Here is a 25106-nt window from a genome sequence, read left to right as displayed (position 1 = left end):
TCTGTGTATATAAAAGAGATTGAATTTGTTAATTTTAAGTCTTTCGGAAAAAAAGTAAAGATTCCCTTTTATAATGACTTTACTACAATTTCGGGTCCGAATGGGAGTGGGAAGTCTAACATAATAGACGGGATTCTTTTTGCACTTGGGCTCACAAGTTCAAGGACTCTTCGCGCTGAAAAACTTACCGATCTGATTTACAATGGCGATGCGTCAAAAAAGCCTGATTTTGCTCAGGTTACGATCCGTTTTGACAACTCTGACCATAAGTTACCTCTAGAGCTTGACGAGGTTGAAGTCTCAAGAAAGGTTCGACGGACAAAAAGCGGGTATTACAGCTATTTTTATTTCAATGGAAAAGCCGTAAGTCTTGGAGAAATCCATTCCCAGCTTGCAAAAGCCGGGATAACGCCTGAAGGTTACAATGTGGTTATGCAGGGAGATGTAACGCAGATAATCTCCATGACCTCTGTAGAAAGAAGAAAGATTATAGACGAAATCGCAGGGGTCGCAGAATTTGATGAACGCAAGCAAAAGGCTCTTGGTGAACTGGAAGTCGTAAGACAGCAAATCGAGCGCGTAGATATCATCCTTGAAGAGGTACGCACCCAGCTAGGAAAACTGGCAGGAGAACGTGACCAGGCCTTAAAATATCAGGCGCTCAAAGCTGAAAAAGTCAAATTCGAAGGCTATCTTCTCCTTTCCAAACTCAAGGACGCAAGGGCTGAACTGCAGAATGTGGATAAGGAACTCACAGGTAAAGACGAGCATCTTGAAAAAGTCCAGCTTGTCCTCAACGAGAGAACGCAGGAACTTCAGGCGCTTGAAGAAACTCTGGAAGAGCTTTCGGTTGAAATCCGAAAAAAAGGAGAGGATGAACAGCTTCAGGTTAAGAGGGAGATCGAAGAGACAAAGGGAGAAATTTCTCGCTGCGTAGATAGTATCGAGCTTTCGGAATCCGAACTTGAGGAAGCTGATTCACGGCGCAGGAAATCCTTTGTAGAGATCGATTCCACCAAAGGCAAGGTCAGGGAACTCGATGAAAAAATTGAAGCCGAAAACCTGAGAAAAGAAAGCATTTCTTCAGAGCTTTCCGAGCGCAAAACCGAGCGCATGCTGCTTCAGAGCAGGATTGCGGATGTGGACTCAAAATTTGCTGCTACACGGGATGAGCTCATGGCTGCCAGGAAGAAGCTTGAGGATGTAAAAAACGAGAAAAACGAGTTAATCCGAACCGAAGACCGGCTCCTTGATACTCTCCGGAGAAAATCTTTAGAACTCCGGGAGATAGAAAACCAGATCAGAGACGCTGAAGCCGCAGTTGCTACTTCTGATAGTGACACGCTTTCTGTTAAGTACGAAATTGAAAAGCTTTCCGAAAACCTGGAGTCTCTTATCCGGGACCGTGATGATATCGAAAGCAGCCATTTCAGGATAAAAGAAGATATAAGGAAACTTGAGAACAAACTTCACGGCCTCCAGCAGGAATACACAATCACGGAGGCAAGAGTGCGAGCATCGGAACAGGGCGGAGGCTATTCCAGGGCCGTGGAGATGGTAATAGGGGCTGCAAGGCAGGAGGACCTTTTCGGAATTCATGGGACCATTGCCCAGCTTGGGAGAGTGGACAGACAATACTCAACAGCTCTGGAGGTTGCTGCAGGAAACCGGATGCAAGCGATTGTTGTTGACACGGACGCCGATGCTGCCGAAGCAATCGAGTACCTGAAGCGGAGAAAAGGAGGTAGAGCAACCTTCCTTCCTCTCAACAAACTGAGAGAGCCCAGGCGGCTTGAAAATCTAAGTTACGAAAACGGGGTAATAGGATACGCAATTGACCTTATTCAATTTGATTCCGGTTTTGAGTCTGCTTTCTGGTACGTTTTTCAGGATACTCTTGTTATGGAAAGCCTTGAAAGTGCCCGCCGCCTCATGGGAAAGGCAAGAATGGTAACCCTTGAAGGCGAACTTCTGGAAAAGAACGGAGCAATGGTAGGAGGGTCAATATCCTCTAAATCGGGCACTTCTTTTGCAGCTGCAGAAAAAGACAAACTGGTTGAACTTGCAGAGGAGATCAAATCCCTGGATGCAAGCCGGAATGCAGCAATAAGCAAGCAGGACAGCATTGAAAGCCACCTTTTCGAGCTGAGCAGGAAAATTCGGGACTGTGAAGCTACGATCTCACGAAAAGAGAACCAGCTTGATGAAATCGCAGGCAGGGAAGCAAAACTTGCTGAACTTCTTGAATCAAAGCAGGCCGACCTTAAAGCAATTGAGGAGTCCAGAACCGAACTTGGGACTGAAATGGATAGGGTAACTGCGGAAAAAGCTGATAAAGAAAAAGCCGTATCCGAACTTGAGGGGCAGATCTCGGGACTTGAAGCAAAACTTGCGGATTCTCCTCTGCCTGAAATAAATAAAAAAATAGAATTCATTGACGAGGAACTCCGCAGGCTGGATGGTCGGATCCGGGATACTGAAGCCACATTAAATGCCCTGCAGCTTGAAAAAGAGTATGCTGAACAGAAAATTAACGAAGCAAAGGAACTTATAAAGGAACTTGAGGAAAAGAAAGCTTCAAGAATAGAAAAAGTTAACTCTTTGAAGATAAAAATAAAGGAACTTGAGGAAAAACTTGAGGAGAAGAAAGCCAGGGAGGTCAAGCTTTCGGATGAACTGATAGGGCTTCAGCAGGAACGGGAAAAGGTTCAGACCGAACATAATGCGGTCAAGCGCAGGGTAAGTACTGCCGCAACTACGCTTGAAAAGGCGAAGCAGCAGGTACTTACGCTCACAGCTACCAAAAACGCGCTTTTAGATCAGGAAAAGCAGTTTGTCGAAGAAATCCTGAAAAGAGGCATAGAAGAAACTGATGAAGTTCCTAATTACGAAACCGTTTACATGCGGATTCAGGCAATTGATGAAGCGCTCAGAAGGCTCGAACCCGTAAACATGCGGGCAATTGACGAGTACAATGAGGTAGAACTAAGGCTTTCGGATTTGCAGGGAAAGCGAGACACTCTCTTTACCGAGAGAGAACAGCTCCTTGAGCGCATTGATCAGTATGAGCAGTTAAAACGGGATGCCTTTATGGAAGCCTATACAAGCATTAATGCCAACTTCAAGGAGATTTTCCATGAGCTTTCCGAAGGGGTGGGTGAACTCTTGCTTGATGAGCCTGATGACCCTTTTGCAGGAGGAATGACACTTCGGGCGCAGCCCAAAGAGAAAACTCTCCAGAGGATCGAGGCAATGTCCGGAGGAGAAAAAAGCCTTACCGCACTTGCGTTCATTTTCGCGATTCAGCAATACCGTCCTGCTCCCTTCTATGCTTTTGATGAAATTGATATGTTCCTTGACGGCTGGAATGTGGAAAGGGTTTCAAGGCGCGTTAAAACCTCAGGATCAAAAGTCCAGTTTATTGTTGTTTCCTTAAGAAAACCTATGATTCAGGCCGCATCCAGGACAATTGGGGTTACAATGCAGGAAAATAACCTTACCAGCATTACCGGGGTGAGACTTAATGGCTGAACTTACGGATAACGAGGGGGCAGCGCTTGAAGTTCCGCTTCTTCAAGCTAGTACGATTTCTGAATCCGGGGAAAACAACTCTTTTTTTGTGAAATCCAAAATTTATGGGCTGCCAGGTACTCTTTCATGCCTTGGAATTGATTGGAATCTGCTTGATATTTCGGAGTTTGAAACTTCCGAACCTCTGGGTATACTGGTTGAACTTGCGCGGGTAGGAAAAATTGATCCCTGGGATATTGACATAGTACAGCTTACTGACGGTTTCCTGAGAAAGGTGGAAGAGCTAAAGCAGATGGACCTTAGAATTTCTTCAAGGACGCTTCTTTATTCTGCTATACTCCTGCGTATGAAATCTTCGGGAATCCTTGATGTGGAAGAGGAAGAAGTTGATACCTTTGATTCGGATTTTCCTGATGATCCTGATTTCCCTGAGCCTGCAGAGTTTCCTATACCAAAGCTTCCAGTTCGTCGTGTATCCACAAGGCCGGTAACACTCAATGAACTGATTCTTGAACTCAAGAAAGCCGAAAAACACCTCTCAAGAAAAAATGAAAAAAAAGCCAGCCAGGTTTCAGAAGAATCCGATCCTCGCCCCAAGCTTACTACCGGAGATGTCCTGGGCATTGCACATGACGAAGCCATTGGCTCGCGGTTGTCTCTTATGTGGAAAAGGCTTGCCGAACTGTTTAATAAGCAATCCGTAGTGGTTTTTTCGAGTATACTGGAAAAAAGCGAAGATAAAATTATGGATTATCTTTCTCTTCTTTTTCTTGCTTCAAGCAGGAAGATCTGGCTTTTCCAGAATGAACTTTTCGAAGAATTATACATCTATCCTGGAGAAGAATCCGGCTTTTCCACCGAGGCAAATCCGTCCCTTTTCCATGAGATGTTAATTAAATCAAAACCCGAACTTTCAAAACCTGGTATTAAAGGTTCTTCAGGACCGGACTCACCAGGGGAGATTTCTCAGCATGAAAATCCGGTTAAGAGCCTTAGTTAATGCACATTGATATTTACTTTTGTACTCTGAAATTACGCTTGTACTTTGAAATTACCCTTGTACTTTGAAATTTGTTTCATGAAACTAAATTTATAAAGAAAAAAATGAACATCTTTTAAATTTTGAGAAGTTACTTTAGAATACTTCATTCGGTTTAATTTTCAGAATTTCTAGCTATTCATTATGTTTTTTTCTTTGAATTGATGCCAAAACCAATTTGATTCTCCTCAATAAAATTTTAAGGATTATATCAAAACCATTTTTCAGGATCAGAAACTTTAATGGTTGTTCATAACGCCAATTCACAGAAACAACTTTTGTTTCTTGGTCAGCTCAACATTAATCTGCTGACTCACAGATTGAGCAGGCACTTTCATAGGTGCTACTGAAGATATAGATCCGCACTTTCGGCAGTAGTAAAACTCATTTGAGCCAAGTACCTGCTTTTTGAGAAGTGTACCACAACGGGCACACTCTAAAGAGAATTTAAACATACTATTGTCACCCCAAAGAAAGTTCAAAAATATTACTCCAGGATTATTAGTGGTTCCAGCCTTGCAGTATCTTTTCTTGTCCAGTATCCACACACAGAGCAGTACTGAAAATCCCTGAATGTATCATTTTCAAGCTTGGAGTTACACTTTGGGCATTTTTTCAATAACATTTAGTAATCTCCTGTTTTTTGGGAGGTAGAGTTTGGTTTGAAGTGAATTTTGGTTTGAAGGTGTGTTTTGGTTTGAAGGTGTGTTTTGGTTTTTGATTTGGTTTGAGGTGTTCTTTGATTTGGTTTGAAGGTGTTTTTGATTTGGTTTGAGGTGTTCTTTGATTTGGTTTGAAGGTGTTTTTGATTTGGTTTGAAGGTGTTTTTGATTTGGTTTGAAGGTGTTTTTGATTTGGTTTGAAGGTGTTTTTGATTTGGTTTGAAGGTGTTTTTGATTTGGTTTGAAGGTGTTTTTGATTTGGTTTGAAGGTGTTTTTGATTTGGTTTGAAGGTGTTTTTTGTTTGGTTTGAAGGTGTTTTTGATTTGGTTTGAAAGATATGTTTTGGTTAAGTATTCGTTTTTCCATACGTCTGGAAAAAAGATGGAAAGGTGCATTTTAATATAATCCTTTTTTAACTTCCCGTCTCTTTTCCTTGTTAATTTCCCATCTCACTTTAATCAAGCTTTAAATCCAAAGCTTAAGCTTCGGTGCTGTTATCGGTACAGTTTTCAGGCATTCTTCCGGGGCACATTGGGAAGTTACCTCCGTGCTGCATAGGATTTTGGTCGGGACACATCCCGTGATCCATTCCATGGCCCATTCCCGGCATCCCCTGTGAAGAGGACATGATCTCTTTAAGGTCTTCAAGAGATTCAGCTGCGTTGATATTGTCCATTAGAGTGGTGAGGTCCGTGATTTGGTTGTTGAGTTCTGTGACATTCTCACCGCTATCATCGGTTATGTTTTCACTCTCGCTCACTTTAGCTTGAATGTGTTCAATTTGTTTTTCAATTGAGTCAACAGCTTGAGTCTTCATATGAGTTAATACAACTTCTTGCAGTTCTGTTGCACTTGAAGCTGCACTCACATTAGTGGATAAATCTTCAAGATCAGTTATCTGCTCATTTACCATCTCAGTCCTGTTTTCATCAGTAGTGTTTTCCAGCTGCTTGTTAAGCATCTCAGTCATATTCCCGATTGAACTGACAATTTCGGTCTGGACATCAGTGTAATTGTCATCAGTTACGTTTGCGACCTGATCAAGATTAAATAATCCAGGCATTCCACAGGGTCCCTGAGTCATTCCCCCCGGTCCTCCGTGCTTCCCATCCGGTCCACATCCGTTTCCTTGTGCCTGATTGAGCAGAACTTCCTGAAGCTCGGTGGCATTGGATGTTTCACTTACATTAGTATAGAAACTTTGAAGGTTAGCAATTTGTTCACTGATAGAATCAAGTATATCGGCCTGAACGTCGGTGAAATTTTCTTCAGTTATGTTTTGTGCAGGAACAAATTTTGGACTGTTTTCTGCAGCATAGGCTCCTGAAGGGAGAATACATAACACCATTAGTACCGTTGCAAAACGGGAAATTGATTTTAATGATTTTGTCATCTTCATATTCTCATCCATTCTTGACTTATTCATGTTCCATTTTTCTTGCAGGCTATCAACCTGCTGACAGCTTTGAAATTAGCTGGCTTAAATATAAGCTTACTTCTCACGATAAAGAGATTAAAGAGAATCATTTTTAGAAAGAAGCTTTATTGTCTCTTTGAATTCAAATTAAACCTTAAAAAACAAAATTAATACTTATCGGAGTTCCTAAATACCGTACATAAAATTCAGGTCAGTGTTAACTTATTTTAAATGTTTTCCGGCGAGTGAATATATTCTAAAGCATAAATATTTTAAAATACAGATAGACTCAGTTTCATAATTTAGTGATTTCTCATTTTTTCCGTCCTTAAAACTTCACTTTTCTCTGCTAACTGCTCAAATAAACTGTAATAATCCTTGAGAAATGATTTCTTTGGCAGGAATGCCAAAGAATTATTTTACTCCTTTAATTTTTTCACTGAATTTTTTGACTAAAATCGATACGCTTCGCTACTTAATCCTTAACTCAGCTCTCAAAAATATCTTTTACTAAAGCTTAAATGGAGTAAATAATCTGAACAATTCCAGAAATGACTTTTGTGGTTTCTTGAGCAAATTTAATCTTCTCATTTGAGTAAGTTTAATCTGATTCTCAATTCCTTTATCAGTCCTGAACTGCTTCTTGTTATCCGTTTTTAGACTTTTTGAATAATAGCTTTCAATAGGATTATTTGTCGCTGGCGCTCCTGGAAGATAATGGAACAAAGTAAGATTTAGCCAGTGTTTATTGATCATCCACAATCGTTTTTGAACCAATTCATCATATGTTCTTATATTTTCCATTAATTTATTGAAATTATATTTTGCTTTTTCAAGACTATTAAGTGGAAGATTTTCCTTTTTTCGTCTTCTTTCAAGCTTTAATTCATTTCTATACTTGTAAAATTTCTTTTTTGCTTTTTTACTCCATTCCTGATGTTTTTCTTCTTTATTAACTAGGTTCGGTTCTTTAGATAGAAGTTCTTCCAGAAATTTAATCTCATTCTCTCGATTGTAAAATATATTCAATAACCTGTACTTCAATAGTTCCTGTTCAATTGTTGTATTTTTTGGGAAATCACTAACAATAAGCTTGTTTAAGTGCATCAAACAATATTGATGGACTAACTTATCACCAAAAATTTCCTTTAATATATCAGGGTATCTCTTATCAAAATCCGTAACGATAAACACAGGCTCTGATGCATCCAGATTTTTTCTGTAAAAATCCCTTGATGGTTTCTGAACTCTTATCTTCAAAAAGTTCATCTGCTATCGTTCTTTGAGTTTTTGCATCCAGTAAGGTTAAACGGTATTTCTGACATCTTCCTTCTTTTGGATGTTGTTCGTCATAGTGCACCATATGTATATTTTCTGAAAATGGAACAGTTTTCTGTTCCATTTCTTCGTAGAATGCTCTTAAAATAGTGCTTTTTGATCTTGGATAGATGAAGTCCATTATATCAGAAATTCCATCGTATGAAACGTTATGGTATCTGAGTAACTGGAAGAAATCATTGAATGAATTAAAAAGTAAAGTCTTCAGATCTTCCCAAAAACTATGATCTTCTTCGTGTGTACTACCACAATTTGAGCATTTATATCGACCAATGTTGATTTCTCCAAGACCTTCTTTAGTATGGGGATTATAGCCATTATGAACCATTGGAGTACTACAAATTGAGCAGACTGGAGGAATTTTTCTACGAAAAATTCCTCGTGTAGTATATTCATAATCGTTTCCAAAACAACCAAAAACATCTAAGAGAGCAGGGAGCTCCGAAAAGTTATTAAGAGTAAGGTTTATAGTTACCATTGTTTTTGCCGTAACATCATTACATAATTATAGAATTATAATTTTGTGTAGTGATGTTACACTTACTTTTATCACTAGATTTTGGGACTGAGTCTACAGATAAGTTAAAATATAAATATTTTAAAATAGAAATGTTTTGAAATAGAAATAGTAAGTTTCTTTGGGCAACTCACCCGTGTTAGAAGTATATGAATAGAGAAGTACATGGATAGAGAAGTACGTGGATAGAGAAGTACGTGGATAGAGAAGTACGTGGATAGAGAAGTACGTGGATAGAGAAGTACGTGGATAGAAAATACTCATGCCATACTTTAAACGGAGAATATCCAATCTTTTTATGCAGATAAACTCAGCGTTAATCTCTTTTTATGCAAGCTTCAAACATTAATTGAACATTTTTAACTATTTCTTCCCAGTCATAGTTTTCAGCTTTCCGCAATGCGGCTTCTGAAGCTTTTTTGTTCTTTGAGTTTTTCCCAATTATTTTTGCCACGGCTTTTGCAATCTCCCTCTCCTCAAGCTCCACAATAAACCCATCAATTCCATCTTCAACAAGACCCTGTGCAGCATTATACTTTGCTTTAACCGTCACCACAGGCACTCCACAGGCAAAAGCCTCGATAACCACCATTCCGAATCCTTCCCTGCTTGAAGGCAGCACAAGCACCTTTGAAGCCTTGATTTTCCCGATCAATGCTCCATACTCCTGAAAGCCTGCAAACTCGACATTCTCGCAAACCCCACTTCTCTTTGCGAGTTCCACCAGTGCTGCCCTTTCAGGTCCATCCCCAACAATGCAACACCTGAGATCTGGAAAATCGGCTTTAAGAAGAGCTACAGCTTTAATCAGCAGATCAACGTTTTTTTCTTTTATAAGCCGGCCTGCAAAAATGATATCATAAGCTTTATTTTCAGGGCCAACAGGTAATTCTCCCCAGTTGGACTCAATCCCGAAAATTCTTTTAAGATCGATCCCGTTAGAGATAACCGCGATCTTTTCTCCAGGCACCCCGAGTCCCTCCAGTCTATCCTTTGTCCACTTCGAGACCGCAATATTATTGTCTGATAGCTTCGAGATCGCCTTCTCAACCAGCAATCCAAAAATTCCTGCCCTTCCTAAATATTCATACCAGTAATCATCCCATACCTCGTGCCAGGTAAGTACTAAAGGCGCTTTTTTCAGGATTGAAACCGCTTTTACGGTAAAACAGGAAAAATAGGGAAAGACACTCACATCTATAAGGTCAAAATTTTCTTTCCTGAGCTCAGGGAACAGTTTTGCAGCGAAGATTATTGCCTCGGAAATCGAGCGTCTGCCATTGACATACAGGTTTCGAGCTTTACAGACGCCATGAAGAGTCATGCCTTCATACTCAAAAGTATCTTCTCCTTCCCACCACTTGACTCCGAAAATGTGTACTTCATGTCCACCGGCCGAGAGCCGCTTTCCCAGTTCATGAATGCGCATTTCTGCGCCGCCCTTGACCCATGGATAAACAGCATCGTACACAAAGGCGATTTTCATTGCACCACTTACCAGTCAGTGTCCACTTCAAGGAGCATTACGCTCAGGACAATTGCCGAAAAAATCATCTGAAGGCCAATAAAGGCAAATACCATCGAAATAACTGCATTTTTCACTTCAGAGAGAGAGCCGTATCCTGAGCTGATCCAGGTGTATACTACTTTTAGCCCTAAAAGGAGGCCTGCAATAAGTATAATTGAACCTGCAAACAGTTCTTTTTCAAGAGAATGATAGTTCAGCCATTTTGCAGTGTTTCCCTTATTATTGGGGTACATACCACGGATAAGGCCATATGTTTTCAAATAGCCTCCAGTAGAGAGCGTCTGTCCTCCGAGGATTAGAAGCATGCAGCCCAAAATAAAGGAATGCAGCCGGTTTTCTGCCACATCTCCGGTAAGAAGGAGAGAACCGGTTATAAGGACTCCAAGGACGAAAACCACAGCTCCGGGTAGAAAAAGAAAGGGTAAAGGGCGATATAGCATCATAAACCTTATATGCCGCCAGCCGTCCTGAAAAGAACGAAGTTTGGAGGGAGCACGGCGTGAGTAATAGGTTATGGGGACTTCTTTTATTCTCAATCCACATTTCGCAGCTTCAATTACCATCTCGGATGCAAGTTCCATGCCATGCGTTTTAAGGTTCATTTTCTCAAGGGCTTCTTTTGTGAAAGCTCGCATCCCGCAATGAGCGTCCGAAATTTTCGTCCCGAAAAGAAGATTCAGCATTGCCGTCAGGAAAGGGTTGCCTATATATTGATGCAGCCAGGGCATAGCTCCTTTTTTGATATCGCCTTTCAGCCTGGTACCCATTATGAAATCCGCTTCTCCTGCCATAAGAGGGTCCAGAAACCTATCAAGCTCAAGCAGGTCATAGGTATTGTCAGCATCGGCAATAGCAATATAGTCTCCTTTTGCTTTGGCCAGTCCTTTGAGGTAAGCGTTTCCATAACCTTTTATCGGGCCTATTACCTTTGCACCCATTGAAGCTGCAATCTCCGCAGTCCTGTCTGACGAGTTGTCAGCAATTATTATCTCTCCTTCTATACCATATTTTTCGAATATAGACTGAGCTTTCTCTATGCAAATTCGGATGGTTTCTTCTTCATTCATGGAAGGCATTACGATAGAAAGAGAAGACATGTCCAGCTTATAAAGCATTATAGCCTAATAACTATTTTGATACGTATTATTTCTCAAGAATTTGTAGTCTTCTTTAATTCTCAAAGTATTCTCAACAGAATTAAAAACAAAGCAAGAAATCGGATCAGAAGATCAAGATTACAGGAGTAGGGAAAGAAACTCAATTCTTGCTAACAAGCTATATAAGGCATCAGAAAACTATTTTTAAGAAGGGAACCGGATTTTTCCGGGAATTATCAATCAATTTCATGTACGGTTAAAACGCTCTACTTATATTGGTTTTAAAGGTGATTCGAATGGTTAAGATAAACGTGATATTCCATAGTATTCATGGCCACATTTACAAAATGGCAGAAGCTATAGCTGAAGGAGCGAGAGAAGTCGAAGGAGCTGAAGTGGAGATTTATCAGGTGCCTGAAACCCTGCCTTACGAAGTTCTGGAAAAAATGGGGGCAATCGAAACAAAAAATCTTTTTGCTCATATTCCTGTAGTGACCAGGAGCATGTATGAAGATGTATTCGCGGGAGCAGATGCCCTAATTTTTGGGACACCTACACGTTATGGAAATATGTCAGCTCAGATGCGTACAGTTTTTGACGGCCTTGGAGGACTCTGGAGTAGAGACGCTCTTGTTGGAAAGGTAGGAAGTGTCTTTACTTCAAGTGGAACACAGCATGGAGGTCAGGAATCTACAATCCTCACAACGCATGTTACCCTTCTTCATCTCGGAATGATTATTGTCGGGCTTCCGTATTCCGAAAAACGTCAAAGAAGGATGGATGAAATAACAGGTGGCAGCCCATACGGAGCTTCAACGATTGCAGGAGCGGACGAAAACCGCGAGCCTTCTGAAAATGAACTTGCAATGGCCCGTTATCAGGGAAGATATGTAACTCAGATTGCAAAAAAACTCGCTGGAAAATAAAAGGAACATAAAAATAAATAGATTGGAAAACGTTTTCCTTTTAACTCACATTCCGATTTTTGATACTTTTGTACAATTAAAAATCACAAAAGTATAATTTTTATAGTCATCCATTAACAAAACGACCAAATATCAAGGGATTATTATCTCAAATTGGCAGGGGTTCGAAATGTGCATTTTAAGGATGTTCTCCGCATTTTTAATTTTTTCCACTTATAAATGCTCACCCAAGACTCGGGAATGTCATGCCTCTGTATTCAACTTTACTTTGAGCTGTTATCAGGCATGCCAGAGTGCAGTAAGTTGCTTTTTTCTCAGCCTTTTTAAGGACAAAGAATTCTTTTCCACATATAGGGCATGTTTTTTTTACGTAAGACATTGGAAACACTTATTCTCAGTAGTGAGTGATTTTTAAATATTCGTTTTTAAGACATTTACTAAGAGAGCACAATAAAATATAAACTTTCTTATTAAGCTTGTATATATCTTTTATGAGAAATTAAAATCCCTTTACTGGACAGGTTAAGACGTCTTTATTAATATTATTGTAAAAAAGGACATTTATATTAAAAGGCTGTCTTAAAATTAACTAATCTTTAGAATCAGGTATAAATACTGTACTAAAAATAAACTGAATATTGCAAATGGCAGATAACCAAAGACGTATGCAGCAATTTTAGGCCAGCTTGCCAAAGCCTTAGAAGCTAAAGAAGTTCCTGGAAATAAGAAAAAATAACTTTCAAATCTGACAAAATAAGGCAAATATACCCTTTTTGCCAGATTTGATTTTGTTCTACCGTAAATATTTATATTGGTTTATGGAAATAACCAGAAATATAGGGTTTAGTAGATTCAATATCTATTTTTTTCTTCTTTTTTGCTTTAACTTGTGTTAATTTTTTGCTCAAATTTTTATGTAAGCTTTACTCGATATAACTATAATCATTTCCGTACTTAGCTACAATTGACTATGTTTTATCTTCTTCTATAGAGTGACACTCCAAGAAGTCCGATGACTCCATAAATCATTTCGAATCCAGGCGACTTTGTGCTTTCATTTCCAGAAGCATTTGAGCTTTGTGTCTGCTCAGGTGTCTGTTCAGTCTCTGCTGCTGTACTTTCGTTATCCTGTTCAAGGTCCTGAGTTTCAGGTTCGGACGGTGTCTCATTCACAGCTTCTGTTACATTACTTTGAAGTTCAGGAGAAACACTTCCGTTATCACTAACGTTTGTTGCTGTACTATTTTGCTCAATATCAGTAGATTCAGACTCTGTTCCATTCACATGTATTATTTCACTAGAAGTGCTGACGTTCTCACTACTGATGCCAATACTACCGCTGCTACTACTGTGGTGGTGGCTGCTACTACTGCTACTGCTGCTACTGCCGCTGTCGCTGTCGCTTTCGTCGTTAGCAATAGCTTCTTCCGTTACGTTTACTACATTATCTTTTGAGACAGATCCAGCTTCATTACTTGCCGTGAGTGTTACTGTATAGTTTCCTGCTGCGGAATAAGTATGGGTCGGGTTCTCATTTGTTGAGTTCTCTCCGTCTCCAAAGTCCCAGTTCCATTCGGTTGCATTTTGGGATAAGTCTGTAAACTCCACAGATCCACTTGAATTATCTGCACTAAAATCAACTATAGGAAGACCACTTTGTACAGTTATGTCTTGAGTTTTTGAGCTCCAGCCCTGTCCGTTGTTTACAACAAGGATAACAGTATAGTTTCCTGTTGTAGTGTAGTTATGCGTGGGGTTCCTCTCTTTGGAAGTTTGTCCGTCCCCAAACTTCCAGAACCAAGAAGTTGCACCTGTAGTGTTGTCAGTAAATGATACATTCAGGGGAGCATTTCCAGATGTGGGTGATGCAGAGAAATCAACAACTGGCGCCTTTAAACTATCTTTGCTGGCAGTTATATAGGCTATCTTTGTAAGTGTGTCATTTCCTTCAGGTCCCCATACTATCAGCGTAACGTTATAAACGCCAAGCTTTTTAATATTATGATGGGTTGTTAATTCTGAAGCGCTGTAAGTGGTAGCCCCTGTTTCTACGTTTTCAAATGTCCACTTCCAATTAGTAACATTTCCAGTGATATCACCTGTAAGCCTGGTAAGTAAAGTAACATTCCCATTTGTAACGTTAGAGGAAAAATCATTAATTGTTACATTGCCTGCTGCTAAAGCCGTGGGCATTAGAAGTATAACCAGTACTAATAAAACCATAGGCAAGAAAATTTTTTTCATATCGAGTTCTCCTCAGGACTAGTGCACTTAATGTGCAAAATAAAGCAAGAGTAAATTTACCCTAAACATTAGGGTTCATGCAGCTTGAAGATTTATGCTGTTTATTTTTAGCTCAGTTGCTTAAGTCCCATTTTTTTTGATTGTTTACCGGCTATCCGCCGTTTGACAGTCCCAAAATCGACTGACTTATATATAAATCTATTTTTCAGAGTCCTCAAACAAAAATTTATTTTTTAGGGGATATTTAGCCTCATATGACAAATTAATGTATTATTACGAATTTTTCAATTAAATTAAAAACAACAGTTATTTTATTAATTATTTAATACATTAATTAAACTTTAATTTAAATTTGGAGCTACATTACATCCTATTTTAACGTAAAAATTAAATATATTGAAAAACAGATTCAAGAGCCACAATTATAAAAAAATGAAGCTAAATATATAAAACTTTTATTTATCTCTAATTTTATTTTCAAGCTTAATGGGGTTCAACTTCTTTAAACTAGAACCTTAAAGGTGTATTCTTGAAAGATGAACTTTTAATATATAATGATTAATAAAAACAAACAAAATAGATCCTTATTTTAAATTATTAATTCAAAGGCATCTACTATTCTGTAAAAAATTAAACAAGTCACTTTCTAATTAATATTACATTTTGATAAAAGTAAATCTTCCACCACCTCATGTTATAGTAGTTTATCGGAAGTGACATCTTCCGCCAATGAATTGACGGGCATCTACGGAATTTCAACCGATGCCATACTGCCCCAGGGCAATTGTTATTCCGGTTCTCGCCATCAACGTTCAAACTTTTACCTGCAGAACTACTTTACAGAACTATTTTTCAGAATTACTTTGCAGAACTATTCTGTAGAACTTTATAGTTTAAGTCCAGTAGCAAAGTTAAGCAGCTCTTGTAGCATTTCCAGCTTCCAAGACAAAACTTAATAATATATACAAGACATTATATAATATTTTATATAAAAATTTATATAATATTTAATAATATTAATATTTTTATTTGAGTTAAAAACATGATACTGAGGCCGATTATGCATTCATCCCACATTTGAATCCGCGGGGATTCTGCTTCGATGTTCTAAACTTATTATTTGCAGCCAGCAAAAAGACTAGAAGGAGACATGTTTGATAATGTATCTTTTTGGTATTATCCTGGACATTTAGAACTATAAATGAGCAAGACATTTTAAGGCTAAATGAGCAAAATACAAAGCTAAAATCCGGTTATTATTAAAATGTTCTGTACTAAACTATTTGAGGTATACATTCATTTTTCATGACGGATTATATTCAAAAAAGATAATTCAACCGGGTTGGGTCACTATATTTTGGGAACCTGAGTTGAAGCTTAAATGTCCGAGTTGTATTATTTGTAGGGTCATGAAAATTTAAAAAAGCAGGGGGACCTGGGATTAGGCCGCTAATTTTTGGAAATGGAAGAATCCTGATATGCGAAGACGAAAAAGGAACTATAAGGGATATCTATTTTCCATATGTAGGACTCGAAAATCACGGAAACTCTATAAAGGTTGGCATATGCGATCTTGATTCCCTTTATTGCAGCTGGCTTGAAAACTGGAAGATTAAACAGAGGTATAAATCCGAGTTTAAGGAGGAGTTCTGTAAGCGTATCCTTGAAACCTCAAGAGAGAACAGGGGAAGCGTAAGAAGAAAAGAAGAGATTCTGGAAGGCAACCATGAAGTTCCCGAGGCCTGCATGGAAGTTGTCTCTAATATAGGGGAAACAGTGTTCGAAAATCCGGAAATTGGACTCAGAATCACTGTCTGGGAAACTGTCCACCCCTCGGTAAATATTTTTTACAGGACTTTTAAGGTCACCAATACCTCTAATAAGCCCAAACATTTGCGCCTATTCTCAAACCAGAATTACCGAATTCTTGAGACCAAAATCGGAGAAACGGCTGTAATCGATAAACATACGCTTATCCATTACAAGCGCGACCGTTATTTCCTGCATGCAAGTGACCCTGCATTTGACCAGTATGCAGTTGGAACTGCTGAATGGAGAGGGCTTGAAGGCACCTGGAGAGACATGGAAAGCGATGCCTCCCTTAGTGGAAATCCTGTAGCTCACGGCTCGGTAGATTCTACCCTTGGCTGGACCCTTCCCGAACTGAAGCCAGAAGAATCGACAAGGTTACACTACTGGATAGTTCTCGGAAAAAAGTATTGCAGCGTGCTTCAGGTTCATAAACAGGAAAAGGAAGCCGGAAGAAAAACCCTTTTCCATCATAGCTTCAATTTCTGGAACTCTTTTATTGAGAGAGTATCCGTCCTTCCGGAATATTCCCGGATGCCTCAACTCCCGCAGAGTGTCTTAAAGTGCTTTTACAGGAGCCTTCTTGCAGTTGTCGCCCACATGGATATCACGGGCTCGATAATTGCGTCCTGCGATTCGGATATAAAGCAATTCGGAGCAGATCTTTATACATATTGCTGGCCAAGAGATGCAGCCTGGATCTGCCTTGCGCTCGACAGGGCGCGGTATCACCACCTTACTTTTGAAACGTTCGAATTTTTCTCAAAAACCATTACCCCTAGAGGAAACTTCCTTCACAAGTACACGCCTGCCGGAGACTTCGGGAGCACATGGCATCCTGTCCCTATGATTCAGATCGATGAAACAGGGCTTCCTCTTTATGCCCTTTATAACAACTGGGAAATTGCAAAGAGTGTCTGGACCACAGGCAGGTATTACAGAAGGCTTGTGATTCCCACAGCTAACTATCTTATAAAAGCCATTGACACGAAAACAGGCCTTCCAATTTCGAGTTTTGACCTATGGGAAGAACGAAAAGGCATACATACCTACAGCGCATGTACTGTCTATGCCGGCCTTAACGGGGCCTATGAACTCTCCCGCTCTCTTGGCGATTATGACAATGCAAACATCTGGAAGGAAGCTGCAGACCTTATTCGCAAGTCTATTCTGGAGAAACTTTACGACAACCGACTACAACGTTTCCGCCGTTCGCTTGACGACCCTACTCTTGATTCCTCAATTTTTGCAGTCTGGTACTTCGGGATTCTCCCACCCGATGACCCAAGGATCATCCGTACAATGGAAGCTATCGAATGCGAACTTAAACGCTCTTCAGGCGGGATTGCCAGGTATCTTCACGACACTTATTTTGGCTATATGAACAGCTGGATTATCTGCACTCTCTGGCTCTCACAGTGGCATTCAGCAGTCGGCAACCTAGACCGAGCTCTTGAACTCCTAAAATGGTGCGCAGCTCACGCCCACCCCACCGGCCTCCTATCTGAACAGATCGATGACAGAGGTAACCCTGTATCCGTCCTCCCCCTGGCCTGGTCCCACTCAACCTACGTCCTTGCAGTCCTTGAATACCTGCAAGCCCTTGAGAAAAAAGAAAGTAGTTTCTGCAATTGTCCAGAAAAATAAAAACGATAAAGGATTTTCCTGAAAAACCCTCTGATAACTTAAATATGTATTTTTGAAATTTTCCAAAATTTTTAGCCTTAAAATTTTTAGCTTTTTGCCTTCTATTTGCCAATTAACATAACATACATGATTATCATACTTTTGCTACAGTTGATATCAATCATACTGCTACCAATCTTGCTATTTCTCAACATTAATCCCATCCCTTTGAACTGGATAAGTATCATTAGTTGACTTGGTATGTTCTCTGCCATTTTTACCCAGAATAAAATGATAAATCTTTGGTTGCAGCATTGGTGTACCACCAAGTAATGGCAGACCAGTAGATGTGATTATAAGCTCCTTTCACAGAAGTTAAACTTTTTTTGGTTCAGTTGTAAAAACCTAATTTTTCAGGATATTTTGGAATACAAAACTTTTGACATAAAATATTCGTATACTGCCTATACAAATCCAAATGTTACATCCTATCAGAGAATACGCTTGTTTCCTTTAATAAACCCATCCAATATCAAAAAAGCATAAGAAACACTTAGACAGTTTTCTCAATATCTCTGGATGAAGAAAAATGCCATAGTTTATATTTTATAGGACTTACGCACTTGAGGAACAGAATCCATTACGACAAAGCCTGCGGATCAAAGTCGTATTTTAACCAGCAAATGGTCTGATGCTATTGATCTTCAGTCCAACTGCATAAGTCCGATTTTATAAATATATTCATAAAACTTACAAGAGTTCCAAAATGAAAGAATTTCCAAATAAGACAAGTGAAGATGTAACCAAACAGTTTAAATAATATAGAACATTTACAGTACTTCTATTTGCTGGGATCGGTTTTCCTTTCAATGTCTTAACATATTATTAATAATTAAATGCAGTAGTTATTATTAAAATACTGTATTTTTCATATTATCTCAATTGACATTCACCGATACAAATTTTAGTCAAACAATACTAAAGTATTTTTATGAAAAACAACTGTATACTAATAAATGAAAGAAAAGTATCCGGTTTCAGGATTTACAAGGGACAAAGAAGCCATTTATGTAAATGGAATCCGTATCTTTGTTCCTGTAGAATATGATAAGTTTAAGGCAGGAATTCCAAAAAAGAGACATAAAACTCTTTTTGAGCTATCAACAATCACTGGCATGAGGTATGCTGAAATTCAAAGGCTATACGATCATCCTGAATGGTACTCTGAGAGCAGGAACCAAATTCGTCTTAATGAAGATGCACAGAAGAAAGTGAAACGAAAAGCGAAGGAGAGAACCATTGATTTGTTACCCTCAACTTTTCCCTATATTCTTGATCAATTTTTTAACTGGCCTGCTCCTCCAGATATTGACACTTGGAACCAAGACCTTAAAAGATGGGCTGTTAAAACTGATTTTAATCCATTTGGAATCTCAGCAAAAACTACAAGAAAAAGTATTGAATCTTGGATGCTAAGTTCAGGAGTACCGCCTTTTAAAGTTTACCAAAGACAGGGACACGATCCTCAGACATCTCTTTATCATTATCAAGGACTCAGCTTTACGGATATAGAGATGCACCAGATAAAAAAAAGATTAATGGAATGGGGTATTCTTAAAACAGATAATTAAAAAGAATTATAGTCTAGATGGTCTAAAATCTTATAATATTTGCTCTTTAACCAACTGGCTAAGTTATATTTGTAAGAATCATTTTTAATTTTCTGTAACTTCAAAGTCAAATTTTAGGTTTGGAATACATACGGAAAAACGATACTAAATAACATTTAAGAAGACAACAACTAAAAAAGTCATAGTTTGATGAGATGTGAGATTATAAAGTTATTGTCTTAATTAACTTAATCTACTTATCTGATATTGGTTTTATACGATCTTGTAGATAAATGTAGTAGTTTTCCTATAAAACTACTGGTTATTCTATAGATTCTTAGGCATTTTGTCATTGAAATAAAATATTTAATGTAAAAATACAGTATTATTAAGAAAATAACTGTATTAATACAATTTGAATTTTAGTCTCTTTATAGTGCACAATAAATTTTTATTATGCTGCGTAGCCTGTTTGCAGATCCACTTAGTAGACCATAATTACCATTTTCTACATCGATTTTCATAAAATCCCTCCACTTTAGTCTTATTTATGCTAATTCTAGCAGTAAATTTTTAAGAATATTTGAGTATACATAGAGGTTTATTGAAACCTTCTGCGTTTTCTCAGTTTAGTTCCAATTGTGATTTTACAGAACCTTTATAACAGTATATAATATATTATATTTAAATTTTACTTTTAAATTGTCTTTCCGCAGATGTCCTCTTGAAATAAATACTTTTTCTGCTATCGTTTTTGGAGATATTTCTAAAAATTTAGTATTGAGATTATCTGGGATCTCACTTGTTACTACCAAAAAACAAGAAGGAAAACCTTTACTGAATATATAAGTTTTAAATGAATGAGTAAATGAAAAAAATACAATTAAAAATAATAAAAAGAAATGTTGGAAAAAGCAATATCGAAAAAAATAGTGAAATTTATCAGACATCTGCGGAAAGTGAGGTAGCAGAATAATTAGAGTAAATGAGCTTTTGGGATAGGCTCATGTTATGGTTAACATATAGTAATTTCTAATTTAAATAAAATTATAAAAGTTTTGACAAGAAACGATATCAATAAAATAATTAAATGGATTATTATGTCGACCTGTCGAATGTGGGAGTCATGAACTGTGACTATTTAAATTACCCTATCAATCAAAAAATTTTAATTCGATTTATATATTTATATATTTATATAGTTTATAGTAAAGTTATTTACTTAAAACTACTGTATTATTGGTTGATAAAATTATTATTAAGAAATATATGTTAAGATAAAGGATGAAAATACAGTAGTTTTATAGGAAAACTACTGTATTTCTAAGATTTTCCATTTATGTCTAATATGGGCTGTGCGTTATTGGATGGTTGATATTTTGTCTTAGCATCTTTGCTTTAGGACATAAGCAGTTGAACTGAAAAATGAATAGCATAAGTCCTATTTGTTTAATTGCATTTGCTTTTTAAGCTTGTCTACATACAGGAAAATTGAGTGTATATGAAACAGAAATTGAGAGCGGAATGCGAATGTGTGTATCTTCTGGAAAATATCAACTGACTATTAGTAAACCACCAAATTTTTGAGAGAATTATAAAAATTGAAACCCCAACCAAAAGATTAAATTAGAGTTAGAGGGCGCATATGTTTGACTTGGAAGAGTTTATAGAACTGATTAATTACATAATTTTCAATATAGTGATCATATTCATTTTAACGAAAAAGATAACATTGAGGAGAACGGTCCGTAGGTCTAAAATTTTTTTTTGGCTTATAATAATCAGCAATATCTTTTCAGCTACCCTTCAATTTTTCTGCCTAGTAAATTCAGATTTAGATATATTGTACCATTTATTTGCCGATTCCCTGGCCATCATAGGACAGAGTGCACTCCTGATAGGGATTGTGTGGATGAAATTGATAGCTGAACCGAGTCCAAAACCGAGGAAAATTTTGGTGGTTGGAGCCCACCCAGATGACATGGAGATCGCCTGTGGAGGATCTCTCGCAAAGCTTTCCGATGCAGGGCACACTATAGTGGGCTTGATCGTAAGCAAAGGGGAACAGGGGGGTAATAGTTCCTCCAGGCTTATAGAAGCAACGAAAAGCTCTGAATTCTTAGGTGTAAATAAGGTCGAAATTATGGATTTTCCTGATACTAGACTGGACCAGTTCGTCTCGGAGATTAGCAGACAAATCGAAGTAATCGTAAACGAGTTGAACCCGGATATGGTATTTACACACTCAATTCACGATCTACATCAGGATCATAAAGCGGTTCACGATGCAACACTGCGTGCTTGCCGCAATCTGAGCACTATATTATGCTATGAAAGCCCTTCCACTACCAAGGCTTTCAAGCCAAATGTTTTTGTAAATATCGAACAGTATATAGATATCAAAATAGAAAGTATCCAGGAACATAAAGATCAAAACAAAAAGAGGTATGTGCAGCCAGAGCAGGTCTATGGAAAAGCCATCTTCCGAGGTACTCAAGCAAAATTGGAAAAAGCAGAAGGCTTTGAGGCAATTCGAATTAACTTACCAATTTAATTACATCTGTAATAATATAGCATAAACAATCGTAAATTTAAAAGGGCACGTCATAAATTGGGCAAGAGGAATTATTTATGGTAAAAATTATGGTGACTGGTATTGGAGGCCCAGCCGGTCGTAATGTTACATTACTCCTTTTAGAAAAAGGACATACCGTCATTGGCGTTGATATGCAGAGGATCTCGTTTCCAGGGGTCAAGGTGCATAGGATTCCTCCTGCTTCACACCCCTCGTTCTTGGAAAAACTATATACTCTTACGGTCGAGGAGAGCATTCAACTGCTGATTCCAACTGTGAGTGAGGAATTGCCAATCTTAGCCTCAGAATGGAAAAAATGGAGTGACATCCCGGCGGTCATTGGCCAATATCAACCAGTCTCCGATGCAGATGATAAATTTCTGACATATAAACGGCTTTCGAGCCACGGAGTATGTGTTCCCAGGTACTTACTGCCTTCACAGGTCTCTTCGCCTGAGGAGATCTCGCTTAATTTGGGATGGCCGTGCCTGAGTAAGCCGCGAGTAGGTAGAGGCGGTAGAGAGGTAATTGTCAGAAATATAGAGGATTGGCCTACAATCTCCATGCTTGATGACAGATATATATTGCAGGAATTTATCCCTGGAAAGGATTACGCACCTGAGGTATATATTGGGAAAAAATCTGTTATCGTAGTTTTAGAAAAGACCAGGCTAAAAGAGGGAATCGTGGGCAACGCAGTTGAAGTGAAGCGTGTAAACGCTCCTGACGTGGCAGATCTAGCTATATCTGCAGCAAAGGCCATGAATCTGACCGGTCCAATGGACATAGATATTCGCCGTCGAAACGATCACAATCCTGTAGTTCTGGAGGTCAATGCCAGGTTTGGAGCAAATATTGCCCAGGCCAAAGAAGTACTGGATGCAGTTCTGGAAGATTTTGGAGTTTGCTAATGGAGCCACTTCTTTTATTCTTCTATATTATAGGATTCACCTGCTTTTCTGTAGGTATTCTGACAATTCCATATTATCCACTATCTTTAGCTTTCGAAATGCGCAAAAGCAAACAGCATATATTCCACAGCAAGAATCCCTTTGTCTCTATAGTGGTACCGGCCTATAATGAAGGAAAAGTGATAGGCCATTGTATAGAGTCCATTTTAGCATCAAACTATTCGGAATATGAGGTCATCCTGGTGGATGATGGTTCGTCTGATAATACACTTGAAGAAATGCAGCTTTATGAAACGAACTCCCGTGTAATTGTGGTAACCAAGAAAAATGGAGGCAAAGCCTCAGCTCTTAACGTGGGACTGAACCTGGCCAAAGGAGAAGTTCTATTCTTCGTCGACGCTGACGGCATCTTTGCTCCTGATACCATAAGCAAGATGCTCAGTGGTTTTATCAGCGAAGATGTAGGTGCAGTATGTGGCAACGATGCTCCTATTAACCTTGATAAGCTTCAGACACAACTGGCAAACTTGCTTACTCACGTAGGTACAGGCTTTGTGCGTAGAGCGCTGTCTACTATCGATTGCCTTCCGGTCGTGTCTGGGAATATAGGCGCCTTCCGACATAGCACTCTTGAAAAGACTGGACCCTTCTTGGAGGGATTTATAGGCGAAGACATGGAATTGACCTGGCGCGTGCACAAAGCAGGTTACAAAATAGTGTTTCAACCTTGGGCCATAGTATATGCAGAAGCACCCTCAACTATCACGGGCCTGTGGAAGCAGCGCGTGCGATGGGCGCGTGGGCTACTTAAGACCGCTTATATTCACCGAGATATGTTATTCAATCCAAAGTATGGCCTTTTTGCCTTTTATTTGCCGATTAACTTAATATCAATGATTATCATACCTTTGCTACAGTTGATATCAATCATAATGTTGCCAATCTTGCTATTTCTCAACATTAATCCCATCCCTTTGAGCTGGATAGGCATCATGGGTTGGCTTGGTATGTTCTCTTCCGTTTTTGCATTATTATTTTCTATTGCCCTTGACCGAGCTTGGTTCGATTTAAAATACTTCTACGTGATACCATTATGGGTACTATATTCCTTTATGATGGATATAGTAATGTTATGGGCGATCATCGTTGAGCTGCGTAGAGAGGAGGCAAAATGGAACAAGCTAGATCGGACCGGTATTGTAAGCCGCTGAGAGATCCCAACGCAATAATATGCAGAAATACATTCCTCTGCAAGGGTACAATTATAACCTAAAATAGCTTAAAATAACCTAAAATAGATTCAAATAGCCTAAAATAGCTTAAAATAATCTAAAATAGATTCAAATAGCCTAAAATAGCTTAAAATAATCTAAAATAATTTAAAATAGCCTAAAATAGCTTAAAAACGTAGCCTAAAACCCGAGGCGAAAATTTTTGCAACAGACCGGCTAATTCAAAGTCAAATTTTTGTATACTTAACATGATTAAGTTCTCTTGTTCTCGAATTCTCAAAACATAAACTTAATAATTTTTTGAGTTTACAGAAATTAAGGCACACTGCCAGAGGACACCTGTGTAATGTATACCCTTAAATTTCTAGTTAGTTCAATGCATTTATTTCATAATTTTTTGCAATGAAATTGTTTTCTTTTTCATTCAAAATCTTAACTCTCCCTCGCTTAGGGAATAAACTAATTCACGAATTCTGTCTTTTGATATTGTTTTTCCACGGGGTTTTGCATTTTCCCTCTCTATCGCTTTTAAATTTACCAGAAATTTTTTATACATTTAATGCTATTTATTCTTTAAGTGCCAAAAATTTTGTATGAAATAAACTGAAAAATATGAAGAAAATTTATTCCCTATATGGTATAAAAAATGTACTTATTTTTTAAATTCGATATCTATAGGCCCAAACATCAATTTATCTTTCTCTCTGCGGGAGGCACGCTGAAAAATTCAATACTGTGTTTTGATGATTCTGAGTGAAACATTATCAAGAGCAGTTTTATTGAAAAAGATATTTCCTATTCGTGGCAGAGTTAAGGTAAAATATAATTTATTTCAATGAAATTAAAATTTTATTGTTTGGCATGATTTGTAACTAATACTATATAAACCAGAAAATATAAAAATATTAAAATTTACTCACCTAATATTAATAAAAACGATTTTTGATGTTATTTTATCCATATAGAAAATTTAGAATCCTAATTTAATATTAATGTATTATATGTAACTTTTTATCCATATAACATAAAATTAAATCTGTATT

Annotated in this window: 16 protein-coding genes and 1 pseudogene; 8 read left to right on the top strand and 9 right to left on the bottom strand. The window is 38.2% G+C overall.

Annotation, left to right across the window (positions count from 1 at the left end; genetic code table 11):
* Window positions 1-3: 3 nt before the first annotated feature.
* Window positions 4-3531: a chromosome segregation protein SMC gene (smc, locus tag MSKOL_RS15120; protein WP_048157462.1), complete on the top strand. Its 3528-nt coding sequence runs from the start codon at window positions 4-6 to the stop codon at window positions 3529-3531.
* Window positions 3524-4531 (top strand): segregation/condensation protein A, encoded by a 1008-nt coding sequence (locus tag MSKOL_RS15115; RefSeq protein ID WP_048122327.1) that lies wholly within the window; start codon window positions 3524-3526, stop codon window positions 4529-4531. Before smc ends, MSKOL_RS15115 begins: the two co-directional genes overlap by 8 nt.
* Window positions 4532-4833: 302 nt before the next feature.
* On the opposite strand, the gene MSKOL_RS15110 is transcribed toward MSKOL_RS15115, so the two are convergent.
* The 6 genes and pseudogenes from MSKOL_RS15110 to MSKOL_RS15085 form a co-directional block, all read right to left on the bottom strand.
* The gene (locus MSKOL_RS15110) at window positions 4834-5025 is read right to left on the bottom strand and encodes a hypothetical protein (RefSeq protein ID WP_156151109.1); all 192 of its coding nucleotides are present in this window, start codon (window positions 5023-5025) and stop codon (window positions 4834-4836) included.
* A 141-nt stretch (window positions 5026-5166) separates the two neighbouring features.
* A complete protein-coding gene (locus MSKOL_RS15105; RefSeq protein WP_156151108.1) occupies window positions 5167-5628 on the bottom strand; it encodes a hypothetical protein in 462 nt (153 codons plus the stop codon).
* Between the two features lie 83 nt (window positions 5629-5711).
* Window positions 5712-6626 (bottom strand): hypothetical protein, encoded by a 915-nt coding sequence (locus MSKOL_RS15100; protein WP_231592270.1) that lies wholly within the window; start codon window positions 6624-6626, stop codon window positions 5712-5714.
* 534 nt (window positions 6627-7160) lie between these two features.
* Window positions 7161-8466, bottom strand: a pseudogene (locus MSKOL_RS15095) (ISNCY family transposase).
* A gap of 355 nt (window positions 8467-8821) precedes the next feature.
* Window positions 8822-9991, bottom strand: a complete 1170-nt coding sequence (locus tag MSKOL_RS15090; protein ID WP_048157459.1) for a glycosyltransferase family 4 protein — start codon at window positions 9989-9991, stop codon at window positions 8822-8824.
* Window positions 9992-9999: 8 nt separating this feature from the next.
* Window positions 10000-11148 carry a glycosyltransferase family 2 protein gene (locus MSKOL_RS15085; protein ID WP_048157457.1) on the bottom strand — a complete coding sequence of 383 codons (1149 nt, stop codon included), beginning with the start codon at window positions 11146-11148 and terminating at the stop codon, window positions 10000-10002.
* A 278-nt stretch (window positions 11149-11426) separates the two neighbouring features.
* On the opposite strand from MSKOL_RS15085, the gene wrbA reads away from it, so the two are divergent.
* The gene (wrbA, locus tag MSKOL_RS15080; protein WP_048122314.1) at window positions 11427-12056 is read left to right on the top strand and encodes an NAD(P)H:quinone oxidoreductase type IV; all 630 of its coding nucleotides are present in this window, start codon (window positions 11427-11429) and stop codon (window positions 12054-12056) included.
* A 223-nt stretch (window positions 12057-12279) separates the two neighbouring features.
* On the opposite strand, the gene MSKOL_RS20800 is transcribed toward wrbA, so the two are convergent.
* Together MSKOL_RS20800 and MSKOL_RS15075 are read right to left on the bottom strand one after the other, a co-directional pair.
* Window positions 12280-12435 (bottom strand): hypothetical protein, encoded by a 156-nt coding sequence (locus MSKOL_RS20800; RefSeq protein WP_197078776.1) that lies wholly within the window; start codon window positions 12433-12435, stop codon window positions 12280-12282.
* A 596-nt stretch (window positions 12436-13031) separates the two neighbouring features.
* Window positions 13032-14300: a PKD domain-containing protein gene (locus tag MSKOL_RS15075; protein ID WP_048157454.1), complete on the bottom strand. Its 1269-nt coding sequence runs from the start codon at window positions 14298-14300 to the stop codon at window positions 13032-13034.
* A gap of 1746 nt (window positions 14301-16046) precedes the next feature.
* On the opposite strand from MSKOL_RS15075, the gene MSKOL_RS15070 reads away from it, so the two are divergent.
* The 5 genes from MSKOL_RS15070 (at window position 16047) to MSKOL_RS15050 (ending at window position 24042) form a co-directional block, all read left to right on the top strand.
* Window positions 16047-17756 carry a glycoside hydrolase family 15 protein gene (locus tag MSKOL_RS15070; RefSeq protein ID WP_082091156.1) on the top strand — a complete coding sequence of 570 codons (1710 nt, stop codon included), beginning with the start codon at window positions 16047-16049 and terminating at the stop codon, window positions 17754-17756.
* 995 nt (window positions 17757-18751) lie between these two features.
* On the top strand, window positions 18752-19366 hold the full coding sequence (locus tag MSKOL_RS15065; protein WP_048122306.1) for an integrase: 615 nt from the start codon (window positions 18752-18754) through the stop codon (window positions 19364-19366).
* 1822 nt (window positions 19367-21188) lie between these two features.
* Window positions 21189-21899: a PIG-L deacetylase family protein gene (locus MSKOL_RS15060; protein WP_231592269.1), complete on the top strand. Its 711-nt coding sequence runs from the start codon at window positions 21189-21191 to the stop codon at window positions 21897-21899.
* A 239-nt stretch (window positions 21900-22138) separates the two neighbouring features.
* Complete coding sequence (locus MSKOL_RS15055) at window positions 22139-22831, top strand: ATP-grasp domain-containing protein (protein WP_231592268.1); 693 nt, start codon at window positions 22139-22141, stop codon at window positions 22829-22831.
* On the top strand, window positions 22831-24042 hold the full coding sequence (locus MSKOL_RS15050) for a glycosyltransferase family 2 protein (RefSeq protein ID WP_048157448.1): 1212 nt from the start codon (window positions 22831-22833) through the stop codon (window positions 24040-24042). The genes MSKOL_RS15055 and MSKOL_RS15050 overlap by 1 nt, the downstream gene beginning before the upstream one ends.
* Before the next feature lie 445 nt (window positions 24043-24487).
* On the opposite strand, the gene MSKOL_RS21430 is transcribed toward MSKOL_RS15050, so the two are convergent.
* Window positions 24488-24619, bottom strand: coding sequence for a hypothetical protein (locus MSKOL_RS21430; RefSeq protein ID WP_255351941.1), 132 nt, complete (start codon window positions 24617-24619; stop codon window positions 24488-24490).
* Between the last annotated feature and the right edge of the window lie 487 nt (window positions 24620-25106).

Source organism: Methanosarcina sp. Kolksee (assembly GCF_000969945.1).
Taxonomy (GTDB): domain Archaea; phylum Halobacteriota; class Methanosarcinia; order Methanosarcinales; family Methanosarcinaceae; genus Methanosarcina; species Methanosarcina vacuolata.
The sequence above is the reverse complement of the archived record's forward strand: the minus strand, read 5'-3'. Positions and strand labels throughout refer to the sequence as shown.